Source organism: Hymenobacter cellulosilyticus (assembly GCF_022919215.1).
Classification (GTDB): Bacteria; Bacteroidota; Bacteroidia; order Cytophagales; family Hymenobacteraceae; genus Hymenobacter; species Hymenobacter cellulosilyticus.
In genome coordinates this window covers 3,962,266-3,985,450 of the sequence record NZ_CP095046.1, presented here as the reverse complement: position 1 = coordinate 3,985,450, position 23,185 = coordinate 3,962,266, and the positions used below count along the sequence as shown (strand labels likewise).

Sequence of the window (23,185 nt, the reverse complement as noted above, 5' to 3'; positions counted from 1 at the left end):
GGTTGGGTTGGCCGTTAGGCTTCGGCCAGTAAGGTTTGGAGCAGGCTAGTATATTCTTCACCCAGGGGCAACTCGGTATTTAGAACAAGCTGCCGGCGACTAGTTTCGACCGACTGCTGGCTAACGGGGTTGAACCCCGGCTTTTTATACTCCTGCCAGTACAAGCCCACGCCGCGCTTTTGCCAGCTCGGCAACTCGTTAAAGTTAATACCCGCGCTGAACAGCAAGTCGTGCTTGGCGGCCAGGCGCAGCCCCTTAACCTGGGCCGTGGCTTCGGCTACGGAACGCCCCTGCTTGCGCAGCAGCCAGTAGCAATGCGCGTTCAGGGAATTGCGGCCGGCATCTTCCTGGCGCCAACGGAAATAATCGAGGACGTCCGACAGGCGGGGCAGCTGGGAAATACGGCAGTCGAATATCCCGGGACTGCCCAGGGCCAGGGAAAAAGCCGCGGAGGCTTCCCCGGCCAGCAGGGAGGTGTACTTGCGCAGCTTGCGGCCGAAGGAATTTTCCTCGGGGTGGAGCAGCAAAGAAATTTCGTCGCTCTGGGTGTAGCCGTACACCATCCGGAAGCCCGAAGTCAGCAGCTGCCGGGTTGTATGGGTCATCAGGTCCCGCATCTGCTCATCGAAGGGTGCTTCAAAGGCATGTACTTCCTTGGTCAGCCGGGTAAAGCCGCGGCCGTCGAGGCGGGCCACCAGGTAGAGCCCGGGCAGGGCGCAATGGTCGTGGGCCGTTTCGAAAACGCGCAGGCGGGCGTCGAGCTCATCAAACTTCATCTTGCCAGGGGCTAATATCGAACGTATGGTTAACTGCCGGCCGCACGAAGTACAGCGCGTCGAAGCCCTCGGCGTAGCGGGGCAGCTCCAGCCGGTTGCGGGTAGCCCGCAGTCCAACCTCGGGCACCTGCCGCTCGGCGGGGCGCTGCTGATTGCGTACCAGAGCCTCCGTTATCGGAGCCTGAAAGAAGTACCCCGTAATGGAGAAACCCGCTTGCCGGGCCGGCTCGATGTAGCGGGCCCGCTCGGCCCGGGTTGGGTTGGTATTGTCGATGACGCACCGCATCTGCGTTTCCAGGCACAGCTGCAGCAGCCGCTGCTCCCGGTTCCGGGTCCGCAGCAAATCCAGGCTAATGCGGACGTGGGAATGGAAGAAGTGCTGCTGGTAAAAGGTGGATTTACCCGTGGCCTGAATTCCGCAGAAAACGATGAGCTGCATGGCGACTTACTCAGACGGCGGAATAATCCCGCAGAGCGGCTACCAGCTGCTCATTCTCGGCCGGGGTGCCCACCGTCAGGCGGAGCGTGCCGGCGCAGCCGGGCTGGGTCGTGCGGTTGCGGACCACAACGCCCTTGCCCAACAGGTAGTCGTACACGGCCGTGGCATCCGGGCGGAAGCGGACCAGCAGGAAGTTAGCATCCGAGGGAAAAACCTGCTCGACGATACCAATACCCGGTAGTTGCTGCTGCAGCCACTTCTGGCCAGCCAGTAAGTCCTGGCGCATCTGCTCAAAGTGGGGCGCATCGGCCAGAGCCGCCAGGGCGTGCTGCTGGGTGGCTTCCGACACGTTATAGGGCGGCTTGATCTTGTTGAGGTAGCCAATAATGGCGGGCGAGGCAAAGGCCATACCCAGGCGCAAGCCGGCCAGGCCCCAGGCCTTGGAGAAGGTTTGCAGCACCACCAGGTTGGGAAACTCCGCCAGGCGGGTCGTCCAGCTCGGGGCGGCGGCAAAGTCGGCGTAGGCTTCGTCTACGACCACCAGCCCGCGGAAGCCGCGCAGCACTTGCTCCACGGCTTCGGCGTGCAACAGGTTGCCCGTCGGGTTGTTGGGGGAGCAGACGAAAACCAGCTTGGCGTCGGAGGCAATAATTTGCGCTACCGCGTCGGCCGACAGTTGGAAGTCGGCCGTGAGGGGCACCCGCTCCAAGCGCACGTCGTTGAGGTTGGCTGCCACTTCGTACATGCCGTAGGTGGGCGGCAGAATCAGTATCCGGTCCAGGCCCGGCGTGCAGGTCAGGCGCACCAGCAAGTCGATGGCCTCGTCGGAGCCGTTGCCCAGGAATATTTGGGCGGGCTCCACTCTTTTGAGCTTGGCCAGCTCGGATTTCACGGCCCGCTGCTGGGGGTCGGGGTAACGGTTGAACAGCTCGGGGCCGGCGCTGCCCAGGCTGTTTTCGTTGGCATCGAGCATCACGCGGGCTTCGCCCTGAAATTCGTCGCGGGCCGAGGAGTACGGCTGCATGGCCCGGATATTGGGCCGGATAAGGGTTTCGAGCTCAAACATGAACCGCAGAGTTGGCGGCCGGAACCCGCTTTACAGGGGTTCCGGCCGGAATGAGAAATAACTTAGGCTTCGGTGCTTAGGCTTTCCAAGCGCAGGGACACGGCCCGGGCGTGGGCACGCAGGCCCTCGGCTTCGGCCATGGTTTCGACCACCGGCCCCACGTTGTGCAGTCCTTCGGCGGTGATGCGCTGGAAGGTGATTTTCTTCAAGAAAGAATCCAGGGACACCCCGCTGTAGTTGCGGGCGTAGCCGCCGGTGGGCAGGGTGTGGTTGGTACCCGAGGCATAGTCGCCGGCGGCTTCGGGCGTCAGGTGGCCCAAAAACACCGAGCCGGCGCTGGTTACGCCTTCGGCGTATTCCTCGGCGTTGCGCACGGCCAGAATCAGGTGCTCGGGGGCATATTGGTTCGAGAAGAACAGCATTTCCTCGGGCGTGCGCAGCAGCACGGCCCGGCTTTCGCGCAAGGCCAGGGCGGCTACTTCCCGGCGGGGCAGCTCGGCCAGCTGCCGCTCTACCTGCTCGGTGACCAGGGGCAGCAGCTCCAGCGAATCCGTCAGCAAGACCACCTGGGAATCGGGGCCGTGCTCGGCTTGGCTAAGCAGGTCGGCCGCCACGAAGGCGGGGTTGGCCGTTTTGTCGGCAATAACCAGCACTTCCGAGGGGCCGGCGGGCAAGTCAATAGCCACGCCGCGCTGGGCGGCCAGCTGCTTGGCAGCCGTTACGTAGCGGTTGCCGGGCCCGAAGATTTTATCCACGGCCGGGACGCTTTCCGTGCCGCCGGCCAGGGCGGCCACGGCCTGGGCCCCGCCGGCTTTAATAATCGTACTGATGCCCAGCAGCTGGGCGGCAAACAGAATCACCGGATTCACCGAGCCGTCTTTCTGGGGCGGCGTACACAGCACCACCTCCGGGCAGCCGGCCAGGCGGGCCGGTACGCCCAGCATCAGCAGGGTGCTAAACAGCGGCGCCGTGCCCCCGGGAATATACAGGCCCACGCGCTGCACCGGCACCGACTTGCGCCAGCAGGTCACGCCCGGCATGGTTTCCACCCGCACTACTTCTTCGCGCTGGGTCAGGTGAAACTTCCACAGGTTGGCGTGGGCCTGGCGAATGGCGGTTTGCAGTTCAGCGGGCACCTGAGCTACGGCGGCCGTAGCTTCCTCGGGCGACACCCGCAAATCGGTGAGCGTGGCTCCGTCCAGCTCCTGGGCGTAGTGGCGCAGGGCCTCATCCCCGCGCTGGCGCACGTCGTCGAAAATCTGGCGGACCCGCTCCTCTACCTGACGGGCTTCACCCGCGGCCGGTCGCTGCTGCAGGGCGGCCCATTCCTCCTGACCGGGATAGTGAAATACTTGCATGATGCTAATGTGCTAGTGTGCTAGTGTGCTAATGTGGCAGAATGTGCTAATGCTTTAAGGAATGTGCTCAAGTGGAAATGTGCTCAGGTGCTCATGCTTGCTTCGTTCGACGAACCATTAACACATTCCCCACCTTCGCACATCAGCACATTACCTAGGCAATCATCTTTTCGATGGGCAGCACCAGGATGCCTTCGGCACCGACGGCCTTGAGCTGCCCGGTGATGTGCCAGAAGTCGTCCTCATTCACCACCGACTGCACCGACACCCAGCCTTCTTCGGCCAGGGGCGTCACCGTAGGCGACTTGATGCCCGGCAGCAGGGCCTTTACCGCGTCCAGGGAGGCGACGGGGGCATTGAGCAGAATGTACTTGTTGCGTCGGGCCCGGCGCACCGACTGCATCCGGAACTGCAACTGCTCCAGCAATTCCTGCTTTTCGGCCGTCAGCTGCTGGTTGGCAATAAGCACGGCTTCGGAGCGAAACACGGTTTCTACTTCGCGCAGGCCATTGCCCAGCAGCGTGGAGCCCGAAGAAACAATGTCGCAGATGGCGTCGGCCAGGCCGATGCTGGGGGCAATTTCCACCGAGCCGCTAATCGTGTGCAGGTTGGCCTGCACGCCTTCGCCGGCCAGGTAGCGGCCCAGAATCTGGGGATACGAGGTAGCAATGTTCTTACCCTGCAGGTCGGCCACCGAGTTGTAAGCTTCCGAGCGCAGAATGGCTAGCGAGAGGCGGCACTTGCTGAAACCCAGCTTTTCTACTTCCAGATCGGGGAAACCGGCTTCGACCAGCACGTTCTGGCCCACAATGCCCAGGTCGGCCACGCCGTCCTGCACGTAGCCGGGAATGTCGTCGTCGCGCAGAAATAGAATTTCCAGGGGAAAGTTAGTGGCTTCGGTCTTGAGCTTATAGGAGCTGCTGAGGAAGGAAATACCGCACTCACGAATGAGGTTGAGCGAATCCTCGCTCAGGCGGCCCGATTTCTGAATGGCCAGACGAATCATAGGGAATTGGATTGGGAAGAAAACTGACGAGACCAGGCCGGCCCCAAGAGCCGAAGGTGCGCCAATACGCGAAGTGATACGAAGAGAAGGGAAAAACGCCGGCGGCTCGTAGGGAAACGGCAATAGCGGGCGGGGCGGCCTTTTCGGGGCGGCCAGGCACTTGAGAATACAAAGTGCCCCACGGGGTCAATATGCTTGTATAGTTCCTCTCTTAAGAGGAATGGTGCCCGTGCAGATGATGATGCGCCGCGCGCAGCCAGCCAGTAGCCTGACCCGAGTGGGCGGCCTGGGAGCTGAGGGTGCACAGGAAAAGCGCGGCGAAGGGCATAAAGGCGAATTGCTGGGCAAAAGTACACGCGGCCGGGTCGAAACAAAATTATTCAAGCAAAAAATATTCGGAACCCTGACCTTTGTGGTTTCCTACCTGAGCCAACCGCGTTTTTGGCATCATTGTTTCGGACTCGTTGGTTCACTGCTGTTGCCCCCTGCGCTCCCACCTATTGCTGCTTATGATTTCTCGCTCTTCATTGCTTTGCTTTACCCGTCGCCTGGGCCTGGTACTGGCCCTGGCCGGAACTGCTTCTGCGGCTCAGGCCCAGCTGGCCGATTCCACTGTGCTGACGGCACCCACCCCGGAGAAACTGCCCAAGGCGCCCGAGCTGCCCTTGCCCCAGGCCAGCCCCGCGCTCAGGTACTGCAAACCATTGGCCTGAGCGACGTGACGGTCGACTACCACACGCCCGCCGTGCGGGGCCGGGCCGTTTGGGGTCAACTAGTGCCGTATGGGCAAGTATGGCGGGCCGGGGCCAATGAAAACACAATTATCACCTTCTCCGACCCGGTTATGCTCAACGGGCAGGCCGTGCCGGCGGGAAAGTATTCTTTCTACGTGCTGCCCAAAGCCGACCAGGACTGGGAGTTGATTCTCAACCGCGTTATCAACCACTGGGGCACCGAGGGCTACGACCCACGCGCCGACCAGATCCGCCTGCCAGCCGTGCCCGAGTCGGGGCCCATGCACGAAAACCTAGTATACTGGTTTTCGGAGGTGAAGCCCGGCAGTGGCCGCCTGAACCTGTCCTGGGAAAAGCGCACGGTGAGTATGCTCATCGAAACGGATGTCCACACCAAGGTTGTAGCGGGCATTCAGAAAGTGCTGGCGGCGAATCCCGAGAACTGGCAGCTGCTGGCCCAGGCCGCCGACTACTTAGTGCAAAATAACATTCAGGCAGAACTGGCCCTGCAGTACATCAACGAGTCGCTGCGCCTGAAGGAAGCCTACACCAACACCTGGATCAAGGCCCGGCTCCTGGCCTCCAAGCAGGACTACGGCACGGCCATCGTCTACGGCCGGCGGGCCCTGAAGCTCGGGGAAAAGGAAGACCCAGACTTTAAACAGCGGCAACCCACCATGCGCATCACCCTGACCGAGTGGCAGAGCAAGGCCTATTAGGGGTAAGAGCTTAGAGACTAGAACTCAGAACTGAGACACGTTAAACCAGAAAGGCCCGTCAGATTCAATCTGACGGGCCTTTCTGGTTCATAATAGCTCAAATTGAGCAATATGCTGGTCTGCGTTCTGTGCTCTAAAACCGGGCAATAACGCGCAGGTTCACCACGCGCTGCGAGAGGTAGTTGGGCACGGCGTAGGTACGGCCGCTCACGTCCTGCACGTAGCTGTAGCCGGCCACGTTATTAGCCGCTAGCACGTTGAGCACCTCCAGGCCCAGCCATAAGCTTTCCAGCTGGCCGGGCGGCGGGTTTCCCCGGTATTATTGAGCGACAAAACCTTAGAGAAGCCCAGATCGACGCGCTTATAAGAGCGGGTGAGCTTGGTCGTGCCCCGCTCCTCGGGCAGGGCCGGCGGGCTAAAGGGCAGGCCGCTGCCAAACACGAAGTTCACGTAGCCCTTCACCGACGGATTGCCCGGCAGCTGATCCTGGAAGAAGATACCGAAGTTCAGGCGCTGGTCGGAAGGCCGGCGGATGTAGCCCTGCGCCGTGCGGCTAATCGTGTCGCCCTGGGCGTTAAGCTGGGTCAGGGAGTCGCCCACAATATTTTCGCGGGTGGTCAGCACACCCATGCTAAACCAGGATTCTACCCCTTTCACGAACTCCCCGCTGATACGCGTATCCAGGCCGGCGGCGTAAGCCGTAGCGTTGTTCTTGGCAAAGTAGCGTAGCCGCACGTTGTCCAGGTCGTAGGGAATCACGTCGGTTAGGTACTTATAGTAGAGCTCCCCGGTAAACACGAAGGGCCGGTCCCACTGGCGGAAGCGCAGCTCGTTGCCGGCAATAAAATGCAGGGAGCGTTGGGCCCGCAGCTCCGGATTCAGGGTGGCCGTCTGCACCATTACCGACTGAGGCGTGGCCTGGGTGCCGCGGGTCTGGTCGCGCAGCTCCCGGTAAAACGGAGGCTGGTAATACAAACCGGTAGCAAACTTGAACGACAGATTCGGGTGGCGTCGGCTGATCATCGAGTACTGCACGCGCGGGCTCACGGTCAGCTGCTGGTTTACCGACCAATAGTTGGCCCGCACCCCGTAGGTGAGCGTGCGCAGGGTATCAAACTCGATGGTGTGCTGGGCATAGCCCTGGGTGCGGGTGCTGCTCAGGTCCAGATTCGACACCAAACGGGTACGGCGGTAGTCGGGCACGAAGTCGGCCGAGTCCACGAAGCTGTACTCGTTGAGCTGGTCCTCGATTTTCTCCCGGCCCACCTTGACGCCCCAGCGCACGGTGTGCTGGCTGCCGGGCGTCCAGCGGCCCCGGGCTTCGAGCGTGGCCACGCGGGCCAGCAGGTTATTGCGGGAATGGTCGAAGCGGGAGCCCACGTCGCGCTGGCGCACGGGCTTATTGTAGTCGTCCGAGTTGGGGTCACGGTTGATTTCGGCAAAGCTGTAGGCCGCTTCCACGTCGCGGTACTCAAACTCCCGGGACAGCATGGCCCCGGCCAGCAGTTCGCCCTGCAGGTTGCTGGTAAAGTTGTGGCGCAGGTTGAGTCCGCCCTGGTAGGTATCGTACTGCATCCGCTCCCGGCCATCGTAGGCAATGAACAGGCGGGTCAGCTGATTGGTAGCCGTACTGAAGGTAGCCTGACCCGATTCGGGGTTGAAGCGAAAATCATTGTGGGCAAACGTGGTCAGCAGGCCCAGGCTGGTTCGGTCGGGGTTGTCCTTGGGTCCTAATGCGGCGTTGATGTAGGCCTGTCCGTCGTAGAACGTGGGATTGTAGCCGCCCTGCTGCTGCTTCAGGGAACGAAGCACGTAGGTGGCATTCTTGTAGCGAATCCCAGCCAGGTAGCTGATGCGCTTGTTGGGCGAAGTGGCTTCCACGTGCACGGTACCGCCCACCAGGCTGCCCGTAGCCGAACCGGCAAACTTCTGGGGCTTCTTGTACTCGATGCTAAGCACGGAGGAAAGCCGGTCGCCGAACTTGGGCTGCCAGCCGCCGGAGGAAAACTCGATGCGGTCCACCAGGTCGGGGTTCACGAAGCTCAGGCCTTCCTGCTGGGCCGAGGTCACCAGAAACGGGCGGTATACCTCAATGCCGTTGACGTACACCAGGTTTTCGTCGTAGTTGCCGCCGCGCACGGTGTACGTGCTCGTTAGCTCATTATTGGCCACCACCCCGGGCAGCGTGGTCAGGATCTTGTTGAAGTCGCCAAAGGCCGAGGGCAGCTCCTTGACCGAGCGGGGGTCAATGCGAATCACGCTGACCTGCTCACTGGTATTGGCCTCGTCGTTGCGGGCCCGCACGGTCACGTTCTTTAGGGCCCGCGGGTCCAGGGTCAGCGTGATGGTCAGGTCCCGGGTATCGGCGAGGTTGAGCACGAGGCGCTGGGCCTGGTACCCCAGGCGGCGGGCCACCAGCGTGGGCGGCTTGCCGCTCAGGGGCCGTACCACGTTCAAGGCAAAGCGCCCTTTGTCGTCGGTGTTGGTGCCGCCGGGCTGGCCTTCCACCCCGATGCTGACTTGTTCGAGCCCCGCCCCGCTGGCATCCAGCACGGTGCCAGTAATCAGCACCCGCGCCCCGACTGCGCCCAGGCGGCCGGAGTCAGCAGGAGCAGCAGCAAAAAGCTCAGCAGAAGTATCCGCAGCGGAAGGCGGGGATAGTACGGGTGCGGCATTAGTGAGACGACTGCGCTTGCTGACTTACCTGGGCATTGAGCTGCTGGCGCATCTCGGCCAGCGTGGCTACTGGGTCGGGGGAGTTAAACACAAAGCTGCCGGCCACCAACACATCGGCTCCGGCTTCTACCAGAGCCGCAGCGTTGTCCAGGCTGACACCGCCGTCAATCTCAATCAGGGCGCTGGAGTTATAGTCCACGATGAGTTCTTTCAACGCCGCTACTTTGCGCAGAGTATTGGGAATAAAGGACTGCCCACCGAAGCCCGGATTCACCGACATAATGCAGACCAGGTCCAGATCAGCAATAATGTCTTCGAGCAAGGCTACCGGGGTATGGGGTTCAGGGCCACGCCGGCCCGGCAGCCCAGGGCCTTGATCTGCTCGACCACGCGGTGCAGGTGCGGGCAGGCCTCGTAGTGCACGGTGATGTTGGCGGCGCCCGCGTCGCGGAAGGCAGCCAGGTAGTGCTGGGGCTCCTCAATCATCAGGTGCACGTCCAGGGGCTGCTGGGCGTGGCGGTGAATGGCCTGCAGCACCGGAATACCAAAGGAGATATTCGGCACAAAGCGGCCATCCATGACGTCGCAGTGCAGCCAGTCGGCCGCGCTGCCGGCCAGCCGCTGCGTTTCGGATTGAAGATTAGCAAAGTCGGCTGCCAGTAGTGAAGGAGCCAGCAGCGGCACGATACGACGAGTAGGATTCATAGTGCGAAGGTAACGGTTTGGGGGCAGGTTTTGGTATACTGGACAGGCAGGAAAGGGCGACTTTTCTGCTTTGCGGGGCTTAACGGCCCGTGACCAGGGCCCAAAATAAAGAACCGTGGCCCGACTGCAGGGCAGTCAAACCACGGTTCGCACGGGTACTTTTTAGGGCAGCTCAACTGGCCCGGCGGGCGGGCTAGCGGTTATTTTTCTGCCTTCTTCCAGGCCTGCCAATCCAGGTGCCCATCCTCGCGCTTGCGCAAAAACACGGTCTGGTCGTCTTTCTGGGTTTTACCGAAGGTCACGTCGCCCCGGCAGTCGAGGCACTTAACGGAAGTGTACTTGAACTTGTCCTGGGCCACACGCGACGACAAATCGAGGTTGTCGGAGCCGCAGAGGCCGCAGGCCAGCACGTCGGGAAAACTCAGCCGGTCATATTCGGATACGACTTCGTGGAAGTTGGTACCCTGAACGGTGAAGTGAAACTGGCGGCGCCCGATGCGCTTGGTTATCATTAACTGTAGCATGCAGAAGAAATTTTTAAAGACGTAATGCAGGTAGAAAGATACTAACTTTTTTAACATTACTCAACTAACCACCCAAGAAAGCCAGAGAAAATGGCGTAAAAAAGGCTCCCAAAGTAAGCTTAGGAGCCTTTTAAAGAAAATACTAAATAAATTAGTAGTTACATTTTTACGAAGCGCACCGTTTGCTGGCCTTTGCTGCTAGTCAGGGTACACTGATACACGCCTTTGCTTAGCGGACCGGCCTTGAGCGCAACTTGCGGGCAGCCGTAGCCGGCAGTTTCCGCTCGGCCACTAGGGCTCCGCGGGTATCGGTGATACGCACGGTCAGGGGCTGGTTCTGAAAGTCGGGCGTGAGCTGCACGTACAGCTCATCCGACTGGCTGGGATTGGGAAACACCACGAGCCTGTTCTGGCTGGCATCGGGGTTGCCGGCAGCCAGCGGCTCGTTGGGCCGGGCCAGGTTGTAGGCCACCACGAAGTTGGGAATGCCGTAGCCCACGCGGGTATCGGGGCCGTGGCCTGGGAGCCGGAACGCTGCAGGAAGCTGATAACCTGCTGGGCCGTCAGGTTGCGGTTGGCCTGCCAGAAGCCGGCCACCATACCCGCCGTAATCGGGCAGGCAAAAGAGGTTCCGTTGCCGCGGGTAGCCAGGCCCGAAGGCGTCAGAATAGCCGACTGCACGCCCTGGGCCGCCACGTTGGGTTTCACCCGGCCATCGGCAGTGGGCCCGAAGGAGCTGAAGCCAGCGGGCTGCCGCGAGGCATCTACGGCGCCGACCGTCAGAATGGAGTCGGCATCGGCCGGGCCGTGATGTAGCGCCAGCCGTTGGCCCCCTCGTTGCCGGCGCTGTTTACGACGAGTATGCCCACGCGGGCGGCGGCGGCGGCGGCGCGCGTCGAAATGGCCCGTCGCCCGTTCATATCGGCGTAAGTGTAGCCCGTGGAAGGCAAGTCGAAGGTGTTGTAGCCCAGAGAAGAGCTGATGATGTCCACGCCCACCGAGTCGGCGTACTCGGCCGCAATCAGCCAGTTCATTTCCTCCACGGGGTGCTCGGAGGAAACATCCTCGGTAATGCACAGGTGGTAGGTAGCCTTGGGAGCCGTGCCGATAAAGAAGCCGGACTGGTTGGCGGCCATGGTGGACAGGCAGTTGGTGCCATGGTCGTTGCGCTGAAACACGTCCCCGCTCTTATCCACGAAGTTGAACGTGCTGGCCAGCCGCCGCTCCTGAAACAAGGGCGCAAAGGCCGGAATCTGGTTGACGCCAGGAAAGCCGGCATCGAAAACGGCAATCTGTAGGCCTTCCCCGCGGAAGTTGGCGTTGTGCATGGTCACGGCTCCAATCATCTGGGCCTGCTCATAGGCGCTGCCATAGTCGGCGGGGCTGGCCCCGGGACGCTGGGGCGGGGGCACTACCTCGGGCTGGGGGCCACGCTTGCGCAGGCCAGCCTGATTGCGGTTGAGCGTAACCACGCTGCGCACAAAGGGCAGGGCCTGCACAGCGGCCAGCGTCGTAGAATCGCAGGCAACGACGGCGGCGTTAAACCAGCGGGAGGTGTACCAGAGCTGGGTTCCGGGCAGGGCCTTGAGCTGCGCCACGTAGCCCGGACTTACGGGCAGGTCGCGGGGCTGCACGCTGATATTCTGGCGGGTGCGCCGCTCCAGGGACCGGGCCGAGAGAAAAGCCTGGGGCTGGGTGGTGCTAAACGGCGTATTGGCTTTGTCGCGAAAGTAAATCAGGTGTTTGCGCACCGTGCCGGTCGTCTGAACCGGGCGGGCAGCCGGTTGCGGATCCGTAGAACCGGCCAGACCGGGAAGCGTGCTCAGGCCCAGGCCCGCGAGCAGCAGAAGAGTAGAAAAGCGCATTGGGAAGGAAGATATGGCGTGCGGGAAGATACGTAAAACCCAGATTGAAAGCAGACTCGGCGCCGCCGGCCCAACCGGAAACAAAAAGGCGACAGGTGAAATACACCTGTCGCCGGAAATGCGTTGCAGTCTGACCGTTTTTTGCCCTGCTGCAGCCTACAGCTTACCTTCTTCAATCAACACTTCTATCCGGGCCTGCCCCGGTAGATGCGAGTATTGGTGCGGAAGCATTTATCGTCCTGATCGGCGCAGTAGGTGAAGCGTCGCCGGGCCCGAAATACCGGGCCCACGCCCTTGGCATACACCTGCTCATAGGTTGTGCGGAATACCGCGTTGTTAGCACCGTTACGGTTGTCTTCAGCCAGGGCCGTAGTGAGGGTTTGCTCGTAGCTAAAGGTTTTGCCGCCGGACCTGGCCTGGAAGGGTTCACCCACCGTTTGATAGTACCGGTTTTCCGCCACTACGCTATCCAGGGAATTGAAGGCGTTCATATTCCAGAACCGGTCTTTGCGCACGGGAAACACCAGCTCCACGGTGCGCCGGTTGTTGCGGGTAAGTACCACCGTTTCCCGAACCGGGGTCAGCACCATCACGCTGTCGTCGCGCCAGGTATCGGTGGGCAGCACCCGCCGGGCCCGCACCACCCGGTAGGCAGGCTGCCCGGTAGCGTCGGTAATCTGGGCGGTTATCGTTTCCCGAAACTGAAAGCTGCTAATCGTGGGCCGATAATTCGCCCAGAGCGTGTCCAGCACGGCATAAGTGCGGTAGCGGCCCACTTCCAGGGGAAAATAATCTGTTTCCGGCTCCGGCCGGGGCACCGAATCATGCTGGCAACCGGCCACGGCAAGAAGGGCCGCTACGGGCGCCAGGCAGGTCAGGAATTTACGCAACGAATACCCTTGGATCATACAGTAGCAGTGGAGAAGGTGCGTTCGGGCACTTCGGCAATGGTGTGGCGCTCAATCCAGCCGCCGCCCAGCACGTCGTTGCCGTCATAGAAAACGGCAGCCTGCCCGGGCGTAATAGCATGGACTGCTTCCTCGAAATATACGCGGATTTTGTCGCCGACCTGCTCCAGGAACGCCGGGGAACCGTTGTGGTTGTAGCGGATCTTGGTGACGGACGGTACCAGCCCGCGGCCTTCCAGAGACGCAAACTTGCCCATGTTGAGTTTACCCACGTAGGTGGTGGTGCTGGCCAGCTCGTCGAAATTGCCCAGCACGACCTGGTTGGTTTCGGGCCGGATTTCGGTGACGTAGGCCGGAAAGCCCAGGGCAATGCCCAAGCCCTTACGCTGCCCAATGGTGTAGAAAGGGTAGCCCTCGTGGTGACCCAGCACGGTCCCGTCGCGCATGATAAACTCACCGCCGGCCACGCGCTCCTCTAATCCTTCTACCCGGCGCCGCAAAAAGCCGCGGTAGTCGTTGTCGGGAATAAAGCAGATTTCGTAGCTCTCGGGCTTGTTGACCAGCTCAGTAAAGCCGCGACGACGGGCCTCCTCGTAGATTTCGGTTTTGCGCATGCCGCCCAGTGGAAACAACGTACGCGCCAGGCTTTCCTGCGATACACCCCAGAGAGCGTACGACTGATCCTTGTTTTCGTCGAGGCCCTTGCTGACCACGTACCGGCCGTTTTCGTGACGCACGTTGGCGTAGTGGCCGGTGGCAATAAACTGGCAGCCGAGCTGGTCGGCCCGGCGCAGCAGGGCATCCCACTTGATGTGGGTATTGCAGAGCACGCAGGGGTTGGGCGTGCGCCCGGCCAGGTATTCCTCCGTGAAGTTGTCGATAACGAAGTCGCCGAATTCGTCGCGGATGTCGATGATATAGTGCGGAAAGCCGAGCTCTACGGCAATCTGGCGGGCGTCGTTGATGGAATCCAGGGAGCAGCAGCCGGTTTCCTTCTTGCTACCACCGGCCGACGCGTAATCCCACGTCTTCATGGTCATGCCCACCACTTCGTAGCCCTGCTCGTGCAAGAGCACGGCCGCTACTGAGCTATCAATGCCGCCGCTCATGGCGACCAGCACTCGTCCTTTCGTCCCTGAAGTATTCATAATCTGCAAAAGCAACTTGACCCGCTGAAAGTTTCCGGGCCCCAACGTGCAAAGGTAACAAGTCCGGGGCGGCTTACCACGGCAGGTAGCACAAACCTAACCCTGGAGTGCTTGCTGCCAGGTAATTGCCATCTGGGAAGCCGCATTTATCAGGCTGGTTTCCCTAATGAATTGCCGGGTTTGCCGACCGGTGGTTGCGGCCCTATGAGTTTTTATCCCGAATATTACCGCGGCATCTTACTTTTTTACTGTTTCACCCCTGCCCCATGCCTCTGATTACCTCCGTGCTCGTGCGCGGTATCAATAACTTGTCGGACGCCCGTTACTGCGCCGGAATGGGTGCCGATTTTCTCACCTTTCGCCTCGACCCGGCGTTGCCGGGCCATCTGGAGCCGGCTCTGGTGCAGGAGCTGAGCGGCTGGGTGGCCGGCGTGCAACTCATCGGCGAGTTTGATTCGCTGTCAATTCCCGAAATTAACGCCCTGGCTACCCGCTGCGGGCTGCACTACGTGCTGATGCACCGGCGCCGCACTCCCGAGGAGCTGGCCCAGCTGGTGGTGCCCGCGCTGAAGCTTATCAAATGGATTCCTGACATGCTGGTGGAAGACGTCGAGAAGCGTTTTCGTGACCAGCAGGCTCACGTGGCCGGGTTTGTGCTGGCCGATGCCCCGCACGAAACCCTGTCTGCCATGCAGCGGGCCCAGCTCACCCAGCAGGCCCGGACTTATAAAGTATGGCTGGGCACCGGCTTTGCGCCCGCCAGCCTGAACGTCCGGCAGCTGGTGGAAGAAGTGCAGCCCACGGGCATCGTGCTGGAAGGCGGGCAGGAAATCAAGCCCGGTTTGCGCGACTTCACCGAGCTGGAAGCCGTGTTTGAGCAACTAGAGGAAGAATAGTCTCGTCGGTTCAGCCGCGGCCCGAACCGAAGCCGCCCGTAGTAGCACCCATGATTCATCCTGCTGAGCCTGGCTTGGCAGGATGAGTCTTTTTAGCTCCGCAGCGTTACCTGAGCTTAAGCCATTACGGTCAGCAGGTCGAACACCGGCTCGCCCAGCCGTGTTTCGCCATCGAAGTGAATGTGGGCGGCAGCCAGGTTTCGGGGCAGGCTTTTGGTAAATAACCGCCAGGCCACGGCCCCGTCGATGGTAACTGAGGCGGCCAGCGGACCCGCGTAGTTCTGACTCAGCTCCCAGCCTTCCGCCCCGCGCCGCAGATACCACGTGTCGTGGGCGGGACCGGTGATGGTAAAGCCCACGACCTGCCCGGCTTCGGCCGCTACGCCCCGGTAGTGGTGGGGCAAGGCCCGCAGGCAGGTAGCCAGAAACGGATGGTAGAGCTCCCGGCTCAGCAGCGGCTGCTCCTGCCCCACCGCCTGCCGGATCTGCTGCTGGTGGTGCCACTTCTCGGTGTAGTCGCGGGCCACGTGAAACCAGTTGGCCGACTCCGTCTCGCCGGCCCAGCCCACGGAAAACGTGGCCGGCGCCTCAGGGTCCAGGCTGGCCAGGTAGCGGTTGTACTCTGGTCCGGATATTTCCAGCAGCCACCGAATCACGCCCGGACTCAGGCGCTGCCCGGCCCGCACCCAGTCGGCGTTGAGCTGGTTGAGAAATTCCACGATTTCCCCGTAGGAAAACCCGGCGGGCTGCTGGCCAAAGTAGCCGTCGCGCAGCATGGACAAGGCCCGCAGGTTGCCGTCGAGCAGGTGCAGAGCCACGTCGCGCACCCGCCACTGCGGCGCCAGCGTAGGCTGCTCCCACTGTGCCGGCGTTAGCGAAGCCAGCACTCCCAGCAAGAGCTGATCGAGAACCGGAAACAAATGAGCCGTGGCAAGCGGCGGCAACGGGTGTAGCATGGTAGCACAGCGTTAGCTCAGGCGAAACTGCAGGTACTTTATCGGAATACCCTCGACCCGGAAGCGCTTCTCGTAGTGTGTCTGAATATCCTCGGCGTGGGGCAGCAGCTCCGCCGTGGCGTACAGGTCCTTGGTGTGAGCCAGCACGGTGGCCCCGGGCCGCTGCTGCACCGTTTCCAGAGAATAGTCGAACAGGGGCTCGTCGTCGGTTTTGAGGTGAACCAGGCCCCCGGGCTGCAGAATCTGCTGGTAGCGGTCTAAGAAGCGCGGGGCGGTGAGGCGGCGCTTGGCGTCGCCCAGGCGGGGGCGCGGGTCGGGAAACGTAATCCAGATTTCACTGAGCTCCCCGGGGCCGAAATGGTCGAGCAGATCCAGGGCCCGCATGCGCACGAAGCCTACGTTGGTAAGGCCTAGCGTTTCGGCTTTGGTGGAGCCAATCCAAATTCGGTCCCCCTTGATGTCGAGGCCCAGAAAATTACGTTCCGGGTAGCGGGCGGCCAGGCCCACGGTGTAGTCGCCCTTGCCGCAGCCCACTTCGAGCGTAATGGGGTTGTCGTTCTTGAAAAACTCCGTTTTCCAGCGGCCCACCAGTTGCTGGTAGGTGGCTTTACCCGGCTCTACAATATCGGCCCGCCCGGCGTTGTCCGAGAAGCGCTTTAGTTTAATTCGACCCATTCTGGTTGGTTACTCATCAATACAGTTCTTCAATTTCAGCCACCACAAACGTGCTGCCGCCGATAAAGACGACATCGTCGGGAGCAGCGGCGGCCCGGGCGGCGGCCACGGCCGCAGGCACGGGACCGTATACCTGGCCGTGCAGCCCCAAAGCCGCCGCCCGCTGGGCCAGCTCGGTAGCCGGCAACGCCCGCGGGATGTTGGCCTGGCAAAAGTAATAGGTTGCCGTCGTTGGCAGCAGGGCCAGCATGGTGGCTACGTCCTTATCGTTGACGGTGCCGAGCACCAGGTGCAGCTGCCGGTAAGGCAGGCGGGCCAGTTGGGCGGTGATAAAACGAATACCGGCCTCGTTGTGGCCCGTGTCGCAGATCACCAGCGGCTGGCGGCCCAGAATCGTCCAGCGGCCCCGGAAGCCGGTCAGGCGGCGCACGTCGCGCAGGCCTTCCCGTACGGCAGTTTCGGAAATGGTAAAGCCCTGGTGCCGCAACTCGTCGAGCACAGTCAGCACGCCGGGCACGTTCAGGCGCTGGTAGTCGCCCACCAGCCCCACTTCCAGGGTCTGGCCCTCCGTCGTATGCTGGTTGGTGATGGTCAGCAGCTGGGTTTCGGCATCCGGCGCGGGCGTCTCGGCCAGAGCCGGATAGTAGAGCTGGTCGGCAAAAAGCAACGGGGCACCTACCTCTCGGGCTTTGTCGGTAAATACGGCCTGCACTTCGGGCTGGGTCTGGCTAACAACCACCGGCACCCCGGACTTGATAATGCCGGCTTTTTCGGCGGCAATGAGCGGCAGCGTGTTGCCCAGCAGGTTCTGATGGTCAAAGCTGATGTTGGTAATCAACGACACCAGCGGGGTGATGATATTGGTCGAATCCAGGCGGCCGCCCAGGCCCACCTCTACTACAGCAATATCGACCTGCTGCTCGGCAAAGTACGAATAAGCCAGGGCCACGCACATTTCGAAAAACGAGGGCTGCACCTGCTCAAACAACGGCCGCCACTGCTGCACCCAGCGCACGAGGTAATCGGGGTCCAGGTCCTGCCCGTTGAGCTTGATTCGCTCTGTGAATTCGCGCAGGTGGGGCGAGGTGTACAAGCCCACTTTGTAGCCGGCGGCCTGCAGGGTGGCCGCCAGCAGGTTGGAGCTACTGCCCTTGCCATTGGTACCGGCTACGTGCACGGCCCGAAACTGCCGCTCGGGTGGCCCATGGCCTCCGCCAGGGCCAGGGTATTGCCCAGGCCCGCCTTAAAGCCCGCTGCCCCACGCGCTGAAACATGGGCAACTGGTCGTAGAGGTAGGCAAGAGTTTCGGCGTAAGTCATCGGCAAAAGCAGGTAAGCAGGGCACAAAGGTAGCAGACTCCCCTACTGAAAACCGACTCTTATAAAAACAAGAAAGCGCTGCTCCGGTCCGGGGCAGCGCTTTCTTGGGTAAGGGTGAAAACTTTATTTCACGGCTACGCGGAAGGTAATGAACCCTGTGGCGCCGCCTTCGGCCGAGCTGGTACGGCGAAACTCAGCATTTTCCAGGGCGTCGCGGAACAATCGCTCCTGGGCCGCCGACACGTTACCCGACACCTTGCTGATGGATTCGACCTCTCCGTCCGAGTTGATCCTGATTTTAAACCGGACGAAGCCAGGGTTATTGTCGATGGGGGAAGCGTTGGGCGTTTTTACGAAGGCCCAACCCGACATTTCCAGGCCGCCCGAGCCCGGGCTCAGGCCGCTGCCGCCGCTGCCGGGCTGCCCGTACAGGGCCTTGGCATCGAGGGAGCCGTTGGGGTTGCCTTGGTCGCCCACCGAGCCGGGCTTGTCGCCGTTGTTGTTGCCGGTAGGCGCGTTGCTGGTGCCATTCTCCCCATTGCTCCCGCCGTTGGCGCTGCCCTTGGGCGTGTAGAGCGTGCGGGGCTTTTCCACGGGCTTGGGCACTTCCTTCACTTCCTCCTTACGGGGGCAGGCTTCTCGACCGGGGCAGCTTTACCGGGCTTTCCTCGGCTTCGCTGGTCACGATTTTGTCCTCGGAAGCTTCCTGGGGTACGGGCTCGGCGGCCTGCTGCACCGGGCGGGGCTCCGGGTCGGGCGAAGAAGCCGGCGGACGGCTGTCTTCCCGGTTCGGCGACTCGTTGGCCAGGGCCTTGGTTTGCACATCGCCCGAGCCGGCCTCGTCAATGCCATAGTTGAGTTCGACTCCGTCGCCGCCCAACCCCAGCAGCGGCGGGTCAGGACCTTTGAAAACGGTGAAGACGAACAGGGCTAACAGCAGCGCGTGGACGACCACCGTGCCGATAATTGCCTCGCGGCGGTGCTGTTCGCGGTATTCTACGGCCATGGCTTCAACTGGTAGAAACGCGTTACGGCGCGAAAGAAGCCGCGCCGTAAGCAAGTACTTATACGTTATTACTTCTTAAACGAGGCCGGCGCAAAGTCTGTTCCCGTCGGCGGCCCGGTAGCTGGTCTACGCCTTCCCGCCCGACTGCTGGGCCTGGGTAGCCATGACCATCTTCACCTTCAGGCGGTTGCCGATTTCGAGAATATCGACCAGCTTCTGCACGTTCAGGGACGAATCGACGCGCAGCACTACGGTGGGTGCTTCCAGGCCGGCAATACGCTGCTGCAGGGCGGTTTCCAGGGTGGCAGCCGTTACGGGCTGCCGGTCCAGGAAGTACTGCCCGGCCGCGTCCACCGAGATATTGATGGTTTCCTTCATGACAGCCTTGCCCGAGCGAGCATTGGGCAGCATGAGCTTGATTACGTTGGGGTTGACCATGGTGCTCACGATCAGGAAGAACAGCATCAGAAAGAACATGATGTCGTTCATCGAAGACGTCTCGACGTGCGAGGAAAGCTTACGGCGCCGGCTGAGGTCCATGCGGAGAGATGATGAAATGGTGAACTTGTGAAATGGTGAGTTTGATGTTCTGGTGGCGCAAACTGCGCAGAGCTGCGCAACGATAACGACAACTCACTATTTCACCATCTCACCAGTTCACCTTTAGTTGTCCTGAAGGATATCCATGAATTCAATAGCCGAGTTCTCCATGCGGAAAATCAGGCGCTCAACCATGATGCTGAGCCAGTGGTAGCCAACGTGGGCAATGATACCCACGATAAGGCCGGCGGCCGAAGTCACCATCTTGGTGTACAGACCACCCGAAATCTGGGCAATGCCAAAGTCGCCGGTGGTAGAAATGGCGTAGAAAATCTTGATTACCCCGATAATGGTGCCCACGAAGCCGAGCATGGGCGCAATACCGGCGATAATGCCCAGAATGCTGATGTTCTTCTCGAGGCGGGCAATTTCAATCTTGCCCACGTTCTCGACGCTGCTTTCGATGTCTTTCAGCGGCAAACCAATGCGGCGGATACCTTTCTCCACCATGCGGGCCAGCGGCGAGGGGTTCTGGGCGCAGAGCATTTTGGCGCCCTGCAAGTCGCCCTTTACCATCAGCCCGCGAATGCCGGCCATAAACGAATCCGGATTAACGGCCGCCCGGCGGATGGTCAGGTAGCGCTCAATGATGATGTAGATGGAAACAAACGAGAGCAGAAAGAGCGGGACCATGATCCAGCCCCCCTTTAGAATCAGGTCAATCAGGGAAAGGTCACCGGCGGCGGCGGCATCAGCGGCCTGATTGGCGGCCGTAGCGGCGGTGTCGGTGGCAACGGTAGCGGCGGTGGTAACCTGCAGCAGAAAAGAGGTCATGCTAGTAATTGAGAACCCAGAGTGAAGAGCCTAAGTGCTTGCGCAGCACCGGCAGTTGTTTTTGTGCTTCGGCCTTATTGGCGTAATCCACGGCCGAGAGGCGGAACTTGCGGCTACCCGGGGCCGGGAATACGATACGGGCGTTGCGGTGGCCGTGGTTGACCAGAGCCATGCGGCCTTTCTCGGCGTGGGCCAAGGTGGTGTAAGCCCCAACAATCACGTAGGAACGGCCCGTGCGGCTTTTAATGGTAGTACCAGTCGTGGCGGGCTTGGCGGCGGCTGGCTTGGCTACCGACACAGCCGCGGCGGGCTTGGTTGCAGCCCTGGCCTTTACCACGGGCTTTGCGGCTACCGGCGCCGGCTTGCTAACCACTGCTGCCGGCGCCGTAGCGGCGGGCGCGGCCGAAGCAGTAGCCGGCGCCGAATCGTCCCAATCGTGGGCGGCCAGGGCGGCTTGCTGACGGGCAACGGGCGGAGCAGCTTCTTCGGCCGGAGCTGCCGGCTGAGCGGCCGTCTGCTCTTCGCCGGAGGTTAACTTCCAGCTCTCGGGCAAATAGCCGACAGCATCGGCAATCTGGTAGTTAATCGAAAGAATGAGGCCGGCAATAACCAGCGTAGCAGCAATTCGGAACGTTTTCATCGCGCGGCGGGAACGACTTACGGCAAGGATTGGAGCAGACTGTTGCCGGTCGCGGGCCAGCAGGGCATCGGTTGCCCGGATAGGCCGGGAAATGAGCTCGGGCAGGCCGTAGCTGGCCGTGAGCAAGTTCTGGTTGCCGGTGTACTCAAACTCAAGGCCCCGGCCGGCGGATTGGCGGAAAACGCCCACCCCGGGCAGTTCAGTGCGTTGGCTGGCGTCGAGCTCGGCCTGCAGGCGGGCCACGGCGTCGCGCACTAACAGGCGGGCCTGGGCGGTGCTTAGGTTGAGGGAGCGGCTCAGGGCATCCACCAGCAACCCGTCGTTGCGGGTCAGCGACTGGTTAAAGGCCACGCGCTTGGCCGGTGGGGCCAGCGTGTGGCGCACGGGATGCACCTGGGCCGGGGCATAGTCGGCAATCAGGCCCCCAAAATCGGGGATGATAACGCAGTCGTGGTCGCGCAGCAGGGTGCGGATATGGTCGGAGAGCTGCATCAGCGGCAAAGGTTACGTGGCATGAGTCCGGGGCGGCAGCGGCTGGTATGCAAAAGACCTCCGGACCGTAGACCACGCTTCCGGCGGAAACGTGGCGGGCGACCTGGAGGCCTTGGCAGTACTAGCTGATCGGCGACTCGGGCATCAACTCAATTATGTTCAAAAATCATACGTTACGCCCGCCAATACGTTGAATCCTTTCACCGGATAGTTCAGGAAACGCTCGTATTTACGGCCCAGCAAATTATTGCCTAGAGCAAATATGGACAGATTTTCCATAATACGGTAATCACCGCGCAAGTTCAGGTCGACGACCGTGTCGGTGGGCCGCACTACTTCGCCTAGTTGCCGACCATTGACAAGGCGGCGCACGTAGCTTGATCCGTAGCTGGAGCTGTAGGTATATAACTCAGCTCCCAGCAGCAGCTTATCATACATGTTGTAGGTACCGAACAGCGTCGACTGGAAGGCCGGGCGGTGGAAGGCTTCGGCCAGGGAGTGGGTCTTGTAGCCGTTGTAATCGGCCTTGAAACCAATGCGCACCTGCTCGGCCGCATTGTAGAGCATTTCGCCGTGCACGTTGATCAGCTGGGTCGACTTGTTGTCGTAGACCAAATCGAACTTGGTGGAGTCGCGGCGGCTGTTGTTGTAGAAGTACAGGTTCCGGTCGTTGGCCAACGTCACCTTGGCACTCACCGACAAGGCCCGGGCCGGCGTGGCATTAAAGCCGAAAAACACCGTTGGTCCGCGGTGGGTATCGGCCACGCGCTGGTTGGGCGCCAGCCAGGGGTTTTCAGTCGTTAGGTCGTACATCGTCACGCGCTGCAGGGCCCCGCCCAGGCCGGCAAAGACCACGAACTTGTCTTCCGAAACGGTGTAGCCCACCCGGACGGACGGGTAGACATTGAACTGCTGGGCCCGGCGGATGGTGTCGCCGGTGTAGCCCAGCGTGGCCCCGATGGACAAGGCCAGACGGTCCAGGGTCAGTTCGTAGGCTGGCGTTACCTGCAAAAAGGGCCGGCTTGTTTTGAGCGAGTCCTTGTAGGAAATCAGGGAGATGTCGCCGTTGACGGCTACCCGGCTTTTCTCGCTCAGCGTGTAGGCCGAGCGCAGGGCCACGTTAAAGTTGCTTTCCGAAGCCTTGAAGTTGTCGGCCCAGTAGTTGAATCCCAAGCCCAGGTCGTACTGGAATGGCGCCTCGGTACTCTGGTTGCGCATGTAGACCTTGGCGGCGGCCCGCTTGAAGACCTGCTTGAGGCTGTCGGCATTGGGGGGCAGACGGCGGGTTTCACGGTTGTAGCCGTAGAAGTTGTACCGCTCCCGCCCCAGATCCAGCTTGGCGCCCAGGGTTACTGGGCCGTTGTAGGTTTCGCCGCTCAGGCCCAGACGGGTTTGGCTGGAGCCCGAGTTTTTTTTGTCGACCGGACCCGTGGAGGAGGAAATATGGCTGAAGTCGAGGCCGTAGGAAGCGGTTTCGCTGCGGGTGTTGTGCAGGTAGGCCTTGCCGTAGAGCGTGCCGTAGTTGCCGATGGCGCCCTTAAGGTAGTTGCCGGTTTGGGGAGCCAACTCCTCCTGCTGAATAGACAACACCCGAACGGAGGGGTTGAGGCGATCGGCGGGCAGGCGGAAGTCGGGGTACGTGTAGGTAACCGGGGCGGCTTGCTTGGCCGGCGGGTCAATCTTAATTTTCTCGAAGTTGCGGGTGGCTTCGGGCAATTGGTTGACCCGCTCCTTTACAATCTCGATTTCGGCGTCTTCAATCTTGCCGCCCGTCTTGCTGGTCTTCTGGGCCTGCGCCAGAATGGGCGCAGCAGCCAGCAGAACCGCCAGGGGCAGCATTTTAGGGGAGCGAAGGGTCATATCGTGGGGTCTGGGAATGGGCCAAACAGTGGCCGGCCGCATT

24 protein-coding genes and 2 pseudogenes are annotated in these 23,185 nt (G+C 61.3%); 3 read left to right on the top strand and 23 right to left on the bottom strand.

The window, feature by feature from the left end; translation table 11 throughout:
* Positions 1–14 precede the first annotated feature (14 nt).
* The 5 genes from MUN79_RS19610 to hisG form a co-directional block, all read right to left on the bottom strand.
* The gene (locus MUN79_RS19610) at positions 15–776 is read right to left on the bottom strand and encodes a tRNA(His) guanylyltransferase Thg1 family protein (protein WP_244674285.1); all 762 of its coding nucleotides are present in this window, start codon (positions 774–776) and stop codon (positions 15–17) included.
* The gene (locus tag MUN79_RS19605) at positions 766–1,215 is read right to left on the bottom strand and encodes an ATP-binding protein (RefSeq protein ID WP_244674284.1); all 450 of its coding nucleotides are present in this window, start codon (positions 1,213–1,215) and stop codon (positions 766–768) included. The genes MUN79_RS19610 and MUN79_RS19605 overlap by 11 nt, the downstream gene beginning before the upstream one ends.
* 10 nt (positions 1,216–1,225) lie before the next feature.
* Positions 1,226–2,281, bottom strand: a complete 1,056-nt coding sequence (gene hisC, locus MUN79_RS19600; RefSeq protein ID WP_244674283.1) for a histidinol-phosphate transaminase — start codon at positions 2,279–2,281, stop codon at positions 1,226–1,228.
* A gap of 62 nt (positions 2,282–2,343) precedes the next feature.
* Positions 2,344–3,639 (bottom strand): histidinol dehydrogenase, encoded by a 1,296-nt coding sequence (hisD, locus tag MUN79_RS19595; protein WP_244674282.1) that lies wholly within the window; start codon positions 3,637–3,639, stop codon positions 2,344–2,346.
* A gap of 154 nt (positions 3,640–3,793) precedes the next feature.
* The gene (hisG, locus tag MUN79_RS19590) at positions 3,794–4,645 is read right to left on the bottom strand and encodes an ATP phosphoribosyltransferase (RefSeq protein WP_244674281.1); all 852 of its coding nucleotides are present in this window, start codon (positions 4,643–4,645) and stop codon (positions 3,794–3,796) included.
* Between the two features lie 509 nt (positions 4,646–5,154).
* Between hisG and MUN79_RS19585 the strand changes: the two genes are divergently transcribed.
* Both MUN79_RS19585 and MUN79_RS19580 read left to right on the top strand, forming a co-directional pair.
* A complete protein-coding gene (locus MUN79_RS19585; protein ID WP_244674280.1) occupies positions 5,155–5,358 on the top strand; it encodes a hypothetical protein in 204 nt (67 codons plus the stop codon).
* A gap of 5 nt (positions 5,359–5,363) precedes the next feature.
* Positions 5,364–6,098, top strand: a complete 735-nt coding sequence (locus tag MUN79_RS19580; RefSeq protein ID WP_244674279.1) for a DUF2911 domain-containing protein — start codon at positions 5,364–5,366, stop codon at positions 6,096–6,098.
* Positions 6,099–6,231: 133 nt separating this feature from the next.
* On the opposite strand, the gene MUN79_RS30240 is transcribed toward MUN79_RS19580, so the two are convergent.
* The 9 genes and pseudogenes from MUN79_RS30240 to mnmA form a co-directional block, all read right to left on the bottom strand.
* Positions 6,232–6,363, bottom strand: a complete 132-nt coding sequence (locus MUN79_RS30240; protein ID WP_262922906.1) for a hypothetical protein — start codon at positions 6,361–6,363, stop codon at positions 6,232–6,234.
* On the bottom strand, positions 6,348–8,669 hold the full coding sequence (locus tag MUN79_RS19575; RefSeq protein ID WP_244674278.1) for a TonB-dependent receptor: 2,322 nt from the start codon (positions 8,667–8,669) through the stop codon (positions 6,348–6,350). The genes MUN79_RS30240 and MUN79_RS19575 overlap by 16 nt, the downstream gene beginning before the upstream one ends.
* Before the next feature lie 103 nt (positions 8,670–8,772).
* Positions 8,773–9,479, bottom strand: a pseudogene (gene rpe, locus MUN79_RS19570) (ribulose-phosphate 3-epimerase).
* A gap of 200 nt (positions 9,480–9,679) precedes the next feature.
* Positions 9,680–10,003, bottom strand: coding sequence for a hypothetical protein (locus MUN79_RS19565; RefSeq protein WP_244674277.1), 324 nt, complete (start codon positions 10,001–10,003; stop codon positions 9,680–9,682).
* Positions 10,004–10,232: 229 nt separating this feature from the next.
* Positions 10,233–10,502, bottom strand: a complete 270-nt coding sequence (locus MUN79_RS19560; RefSeq protein ID WP_244674276.1) for a T9SS type A sorting domain-containing protein — start codon at positions 10,500–10,502, stop codon at positions 10,233–10,235.
* Positions 10,503–10,591: 89 nt separating this feature from the next.
* Positions 10,592–10,786 (bottom strand): annotated as a pseudogene (locus tag MUN79_RS31905) (S8 family serine peptidase); the annotation flags it as partial.
* Positions 10,783–11,868, bottom strand: a complete 1,086-nt coding sequence (locus MUN79_RS19555) for a S8 family serine peptidase (protein ID WP_244674275.1) — start codon at positions 11,866–11,868, stop codon at positions 10,783–10,785. The pseudogene MUN79_RS31905 and the gene MUN79_RS19555, both read right to left, overlap by 4 nt.
* A 185-nt stretch (positions 11,869–12,053) precedes the next feature.
* Positions 12,054–12,776, bottom strand: coding sequence for a hypothetical protein (locus MUN79_RS19550; RefSeq protein ID WP_244674274.1), 723 nt, complete (start codon positions 12,774–12,776; stop codon positions 12,054–12,056).
* Positions 12,773–13,924: a tRNA 2-thiouridine(34) synthase MnmA gene (gene mnmA, locus MUN79_RS19545; protein WP_244674273.1), complete on the bottom strand. Its 1,152-nt coding sequence runs from the start codon at positions 13,922–13,924 to the stop codon at positions 12,773–12,775. The genes MUN79_RS19550 and mnmA overlap by 4 nt, the downstream gene beginning before the upstream one ends.
* A 266-nt stretch (positions 13,925–14,190) precedes the next feature.
* On the opposite strand from mnmA, the gene trpF reads away from it, so the two are divergent.
* Entirely contained in the window at positions 14,191–14,820 is a 630-nt protein-coding gene (trpF, locus tag MUN79_RS19540; protein ID WP_244674272.1) for a phosphoribosylanthranilate isomerase, read from the top strand.
* 116 nt (positions 14,821–14,936) lie between these two features.
* On the opposite strand, the gene MUN79_RS19535 is transcribed toward trpF, so the two are convergent.
* The 9 genes from MUN79_RS19535 to MUN79_RS19495 all read right to left on the bottom strand — a co-directional run bounded on the left by MUN79_RS19535 (position 14,937) and on the right by MUN79_RS19495 (position 23,142).
* Complete coding sequence (locus MUN79_RS19535; RefSeq protein WP_244674271.1) at positions 14,937–15,776, bottom strand: maleylpyruvate isomerase N-terminal domain-containing protein; 840 nt, start codon at positions 15,774–15,776, stop codon at positions 14,937–14,939.
* Between the two features lie 12 nt (positions 15,777–15,788).
* On the bottom strand, positions 15,789–16,451 hold the full coding sequence (trmB, locus tag MUN79_RS19530) for a tRNA (guanosine(46)-N7)-methyltransferase TrmB (protein ID WP_244674270.1): 663 nt from the start codon (positions 16,449–16,451) through the stop codon (positions 15,789–15,791).
* A 16-nt stretch (positions 16,452–16,467) separates the two neighbouring features.
* Entirely contained in the window at positions 16,468–17,628 is a 1,161-nt protein-coding gene (locus tag MUN79_RS19525; protein WP_311136528.1) for a bifunctional folylpolyglutamate synthase/dihydrofolate synthase, read from the bottom strand.
* A gap of 265 nt (positions 17,629–17,893) precedes the next feature.
* A complete protein-coding gene (locus MUN79_RS19520; protein WP_244674269.1) occupies positions 17,894–18,385 on the bottom strand; it encodes a hypothetical protein in 492 nt (163 codons plus the stop codon).
* A gap of 7 nt (positions 18,386–18,392) precedes the next feature.
* Positions 18,393–18,776, bottom strand: a complete 384-nt coding sequence (locus MUN79_RS19515) for a hypothetical protein (RefSeq protein WP_244674268.1) — start codon at positions 18,774–18,776, stop codon at positions 18,393–18,395.
* A 126-nt stretch (positions 18,777–18,902) separates the two neighbouring features.
* On the bottom strand, positions 18,903–19,316 hold the full coding sequence (locus MUN79_RS19510) for an ExbD/TolR family protein (protein ID WP_244674267.1): 414 nt from the start codon (positions 19,314–19,316) through the stop codon (positions 18,903–18,905).
* 123 nt (positions 19,317–19,439) lie between these two features.
* Positions 19,440–20,150 carry a MotA/TolQ/ExbB proton channel family protein gene (locus MUN79_RS19505; protein WP_244674266.1) on the bottom strand — a complete coding sequence of 237 codons (711 nt, stop codon included), beginning with the start codon at positions 20,148–20,150 and terminating at the stop codon, positions 19,440–19,442.
* 1 nt (position 20,151) lies between these two features.
* On the bottom strand, positions 20,152–21,282 hold the full coding sequence (locus tag MUN79_RS19500) for an HU domain-containing protein (protein WP_244674265.1): 1,131 nt from the start codon (positions 21,280–21,282) through the stop codon (positions 20,152–20,154).
* A 159-nt stretch (positions 21,283–21,441) separates the two neighbouring features.
* Positions 21,442–23,142, bottom strand: coding sequence for a TonB-dependent receptor (locus MUN79_RS19495; RefSeq protein WP_244674264.1), 1,701 nt, complete (start codon positions 23,140–23,142; stop codon positions 21,442–21,444).
* Between the last annotated feature and the right edge of the window lie 43 nt (positions 23,143–23,185).

What these genes read in the sequence shown, in the direction of transcription:
- trpF (WP_244674272.1), top strand. Translation starts at nt 14,191, where the DNA reads ATGCCTCTGATTACCTCCGTGCTCGTGCGCGGTATCAATAACTTGTCG.
- MUN79_RS19605 (WP_244674284.1), bottom strand. Translation starts at nt 1,215, where the DNA reads ATGCAGCTCATCGTTTTCTGCGGAATTCAGGCCACGGGTAAATCCACC.
- trmB (WP_244674270.1), bottom strand. Translation starts at nt 16,451, where the DNA reads ATGGGTCGAATTAAACTAAAGCGCTTCTCGGACAACGCCGGGCGGGCC.
- MUN79_RS19495 (WP_244674264.1), bottom strand. Translation starts at nt 23,142, where the DNA reads ATGACCCTTCGCTCCCCTAAAATGCTGCCCCTGGCGGTTCTGCTGGCT.
- MUN79_RS19535 (WP_244674271.1), bottom strand. Translation starts at nt 15,776, where the DNA reads ATGCTACACCCGTTGCCGCCGCTTGCCACGGCTCATTTGTTTCCGGTT.
- MUN79_RS19565 (WP_244674277.1), bottom strand. Translation starts at nt 10,003, where the DNA reads ATGCTACAGTTAATGATAACCAAGCGCATCGGGCGCCGCCAGTTTCAC.
- MUN79_RS19550 (WP_244674274.1), bottom strand. Translation starts at nt 12,776, where the DNA reads ATGATCCAAGGGTATTCGTTGCGTAAATTCCTGACCTGCCTGGCGCCC.
- MUN79_RS19515 (WP_244674268.1), bottom strand. Translation starts at nt 18,776, where the DNA reads ATGGCCGTAGAATACCGCGAACAGCACCGCCGCGAGGCAATTATCGGC.
- MUN79_RS19500 (WP_244674265.1), bottom strand. Translation starts at nt 21,282, where the DNA reads ATGCAGCTCTCCGACCATATCCGCACCCTGCTGCGCGACCACGACTGC.
- MUN79_RS19505 (WP_244674266.1), bottom strand. Translation starts at nt 20,150, where the DNA reads ATGACCTCTTTTCTGCTGCAGGTTACCACCGCCGCTACCGTTGCCACC.
- MUN79_RS19510 (WP_244674267.1), bottom strand. Translation starts at nt 19,316, where the DNA reads ATGGACCTCAGCCGGCGCCGTAAGCTTTCCTCGCACGTCGAGACGTCT.
- MUN79_RS19585 (WP_244674280.1), top strand. Translation starts at nt 5,155, where the DNA reads ATGATTTCTCGCTCTTCATTGCTTTGCTTTACCCGTCGCCTGGGCCTG.
- MUN79_RS19555 (WP_244674275.1), bottom strand. Translation starts at nt 11,868, where the DNA reads ATGCGCTTTTCTACTCTTCTGCTGCTCGCGGGCCTGGGCCTGAGCACG.
- hisD (WP_244674282.1), bottom strand. Translation starts at nt 3,639, where the DNA reads ATGCAAGTATTTCACTATCCCGGTCAGGAGGAATGGGCCGCCCTGCAG.
- hisG (WP_244674281.1), bottom strand. Translation starts at nt 4,645, where the DNA reads ATGATTCGTCTGGCCATTCAGAAATCGGGCCGCCTGAGCGAGGATTCG.
- mnmA (WP_244674273.1), bottom strand. Translation starts at nt 13,924, where the DNA reads ATGAATACTTCAGGGACGAAAGGACGAGTGCTGGTCGCCATGAGCGGC.
- hisC (WP_244674283.1), bottom strand. Translation starts at nt 2,281, where the DNA reads ATGTTTGAGCTCGAAACCCTTATCCGGCCCAATATCCGGGCCATGCAG.
- MUN79_RS19610 (WP_244674285.1), bottom strand. Translation starts at nt 776, where the DNA reads ATGAAGTTTGATGAGCTCGACGCCCGCCTGCGCGTTTTCGAAACGGCC.